This is a genomic window from Peribacillus sp. P4_C12, assembly GCF_056402095.1.
In genome coordinates this window covers 1-3895 of sequence record NZ_JBFUIB010000359.1, presented here as the reverse complement: position 1 = coordinate 3895, position 3895 = coordinate 1, and the positions used below count along the sequence as shown (strand labels likewise).

The 3895-nt window shown below is 41.5% G+C and carries 5 protein-coding genes; 1 reads left to right on the top strand and 4 read right to left on the bottom strand.

The features are described from left to right. From floA to rpsU, 4 genes are all read right to left on the bottom strand, one after another. Positions 1-866, bottom strand: an 866-nt coding sequence (floA, locus tag AC1DUW_RS22875) for a flotillin-like protein FloA (RefSeq protein ID WP_477643540.1), incomplete at its 3' end; no start/stop codon positions are given. Between the two features lie 44 nt (positions 867-910). Beyond that, a complete protein-coding gene (locus tag AC1DUW_RS22870) occupies positions 911-2230 on the bottom strand; it encodes an NfeD family protein (RefSeq protein WP_407946289.1) in 1320 nt (439 codons plus the stop codon). Positions 2231-2539: 309 nt separating this feature from the next. Next, on the bottom strand, positions 2540-2983 hold the full coding sequence (locus AC1DUW_RS22865) for a GatB/YqeY domain-containing protein (RefSeq protein ID WP_053347005.1): 444 nt from the start codon (positions 2981-2983) through the stop codon (positions 2540-2542). 14 nt (positions 2984-2997) lie between these two features. Next, positions 2998-3171 carry a 30S ribosomal protein S21 gene (rpsU, locus tag AC1DUW_RS22860; RefSeq protein ID WP_028391853.1) on the bottom strand — a complete coding sequence of 58 codons (174 nt, stop codon included), beginning with the start codon at positions 3169-3171 and terminating at the stop codon, positions 2998-3000. A 235-nt stretch (positions 3172-3406) separates the two neighbouring features. Here rpsU and AC1DUW_RS22855 point away from each other — a divergent pair. Further along, positions 3407-3895: Na/Pi symporter (locus AC1DUW_RS22855; RefSeq protein ID WP_477643539.1), on the top strand; the 489-nt coding region annotated here is incomplete at its 3' end.

Sequence of the window (3895 nt, the reverse complement as noted above, 5' to 3'; positions counted from 1 at the left end):
CCACTTTTTAGTGCATCTGCCATAGCCAACGGAACTTCCGCTTCGGATTGGACAACCTTCGCTCGCATTTCCTGAACGCGGGCAACCATTTCCTGTTCAAGCGCAACAGCCATGGCACGTCGTTCTTCTGCTTTTGCCTGGGCAATTTTCTTATCCGCTTCGGCTTGGTCTGTTTGCAAGATCGCCCCGATGTTTTTCCCGATATCCACTTCAGCGATATCAATGGAAAGAATTTCGAATGCCGTTCCTGAATCCAACCCTTTTGATAAAACAGTTCTTGAAATCAAATCGGGATGTTCCAGTACATCCGTGTGCATTTTCGAAGCACCAATTGTGGATACGATCCCTTCCCCTACACGGGCAATGATCGTCTCTTCACCGGCACCACCGACTAGACGTTCAATATTGGCACGAACCGTGATCCTTGCCTTTGCTTTTACTTCAATCCCATTCATTGCTACACCAGAGATGAACGGAGTTTCGATCACTTTCGGGTTAACGCTCATTTGAACAGCTTGCAGTACATCACGACCAGCAAGATCAATAGCTGCACCCCGTTCGAAAGGCAGCACGATATTGGCACGTTCTGCAGCAATTAATGCGTTCACGACGCGATCGACATTACCTCCTGCAAGGTAATGGCTCTCCAATTGATTCGTTGAAACATTAATTCCAGCCTTATGGGCTTTGATAAGAGGATTGACAACTCTGCTTGGTATAACTCGACGAAGCCTCATACCCACCAATGTAAATATACTGATTTTGACTCCTGCCGCTAAAGCAGAAATCCATAACATTACTGGTACGAATGTGAAAAATACTGCCAATACGATGATAGCAGCAATCACTGCCAGTACAATAAAAATCGTTCCTGAAGTTATCACTTAATGATTCATCCTTCCTGTATCTTTTAATTTGATTCCGGAATTTCCCGGACGACAACCCTAGATCCTTCAACTTTAACAATTATGATTGCCGAACCTTTGGAAACAAAACTTCCTTCAGTCACGACATCAACTCTTTCATCATTAATCAAAGCTGTTCCTGAAGGCCTTAAATCTGTAAGGGCCTTCCCTTCAACACCTAATAAATCCACTCGATTCGGATTGCTCACATACCCTTGTTCCGTTTTTGTTGCATCGGTTAATATCATTTTCCTGAAAAATTTCATCTGTTTTCCAAACACCTTTACAAGTAGGATGAATACCAAAATGGATACGGTAATCGCAATTAGCAAGGAAATCGTCATATGAACAGGATCACCTGAAGCGAGGAATAGACTTCCCACAATCGAGGTAAACCCAAGCAGCCCGATAATCCCCCCTGGGACAAAAAATTCTACTAGTACAAGAATGATTCCAATAATGAAAAATGCTAACGATTCGTACCCGGTGATACCTGCGACAAGATGGCCATAAAAGAACAACACAAGACTGGAAATCCCAATAACACCCGGAATTCCAAAACCAGGTGAAAACAATTCAATCACAATCCCGATTCCTGCTATTGTTAATAAAATAGGAATGACAATTGGATTGGTCAAAAAGCGGGCAAGTTTCTCAGGAAAGCTTTCTTCGATAGATCGAATATCGGCATCCTCAACCCCAAGTATACTATACAGCTCTTCTATCCCAGAAACGGTACCTTCACTATAGCCAGCCTTTTTAGCCTGTTCCGCTGTAAATGTCAGCAGCTTTCCGGTTTCTGCACCATATTCAGGAAGGTTGATGTCTTCATCCGCCATCGCCTGGGCAAAAATCGGATCGCGTCCATTTTGTTCAGCAGCAGTCGTCATGGCAGCAAGCCAATAAGATTGCGCTTTCTTTCCTGCAGCGTTTCCTGATGAATCAATAACAGCTGCCGATCCCATCGTCGCACTCGGAACCATATAGATCTCATCGGCACTCAGAGAAATATAAGCGCCTGCAGAAAGAGCTCTGTTATTGACGTAGGCAACTGTCTTTATTGGTGAATCGGACACTAACTTAGCAATTTTCCCTGCCGCATCAACAGCACCACCAGGGGTATTCACCTCGAAAACGACAAGATCTGCATTAGCGGCTTCTGCAGTGGTCAACGCACGCTCTAAAAAAGCAGAGAGTCCCTTTTCCACCGTTTCTTCAATCGGAACATGGTAAACGATCTTCTCCTTTGCAGAAACAGCCGGCACCATCAGTGAAGACATGGTAAACAGCAATCCAAATAAGAGCAAAGAAATATAACGCCAAATTTTCAACGGAACGCCTCCTTTCCCGTATTTAACGCTGTAAGCGGCCTCCGATTTTCCGAAGAATACTTACTAGATAAATTCAGCCCGTAACTAAAAATTGAATAAGAGGCCCCTGCAAATGAAGCTACCCTTTACTCTGTTCCTTAGTTATTACGTATGTATATGAAAAAGGTTTCAAAAAAAGCAAATAAATTTAAAAGTATCCATAATATCTCTCCATTTGTCCCAATAATATACGCATAAATATTTTAATCTAATCCTTTAATACACAAAAACCACAGGCAATTTGCCTGCGGTTAGGTTTCGAGTTTAAGATAGATGTTGTTGTACTAAGTTGTTTACTAGAGAACCATCTGCTTTACCTTTAACTTTAGGCATTAAAGCTCCCATAACTCTCCCCATATCTGCTTTGGACGTTGCATTGACTTCTAAAATTGTTTGTTTAACAATTTTAGAAATCTCTTCTTCTGAAAGTTGCTCAGGCATATATGCCTCTACGTATACTAGTTCGGTGCGGACTTTATCCACGAGATCGGAACGACCTGCGTTTTCAAACTCCTGGAGGGAGTCTTTGCGTTGTTTTAATTCGCGAGAGAGCACTGTCAATTCTTCATCATCTGTTAAATCTTGTCTCAGCTTTAGAGCTTCATTTTGAATAGAAGCTTTCAGCATCCGAATAACAGATAGTTTGTCCTTTTCCTTGTTCTTCATCGCTTGTTTCATATCATTATTTAAACGCTCGAGAAGACTCATCTTTCCACCCTCTCTTAGAATTTACGTTTTCTTGCAGCTTCAGACTTTTTCTTACGTTTTACGCTTGGTTTTTCATAAAATTCACGCTTCCTAGCTTCCTGAAGCGATCCTGCTTTAGATACAGTACGTTTGAAACGACGAAGAGCATCTTCAAGCGATTCGTTTTTACGAACGACGGTTTTAGACATCTCTTTCCCTCCCTCCGAAAACAACACACTAACTCAAGTTGTCAACATGTTATACATGTACTAAACAATTATAATATATCATCTTTAACAGGTCAACCAATAAAATCAAACTTATTTCGAATATTATCATGTTTATGTCATAATTTTTCACTAAACAATCATCCTAGAGCAAAGAAATCCTTTTTATAGCATGTCTACCCCCTTTGGACCATAAGCTGATTAAGGGGTGAGAGTCATGTATGAGCTCATTTTATTTCTATTATTCATTGCGATATTTTTAGCCGGTATGGCTGTTTTACGTATCGGATTGTTCAATATGTCCGGTGCTGCATTAAAAACTTTCCTCTCAAAGGTAACAGATAGACCCTGGAAAGGCTTTTTTGCCGGTACCATTTTTACAGGAATCCTCCAGAGCAGCTCAGCGGTCATGGTTATGACGGTCGGCCTCGTTTCTGCAGGCAGTTTAACTTTCCCACAAACAATCGGTATTATTCTAGGAACAAATATCGGTTCTACCTTCACAGCAGAATTTATGACCATTTCCTTGGATCGYTGGATAATTCCTGGTGTCATCAGTGGTGCTATTCTTTGTTTAATGCCAAAAGTATTATTGAAAAGCGCTGGGATGTCCCTAATCGGTATCTCAGCTATCTTCGCAGCGATGAGTGGCTTTAAAATGCTTTCGAAACCTATTGCAGTCTATCCATCGGTACAGACTCTAATC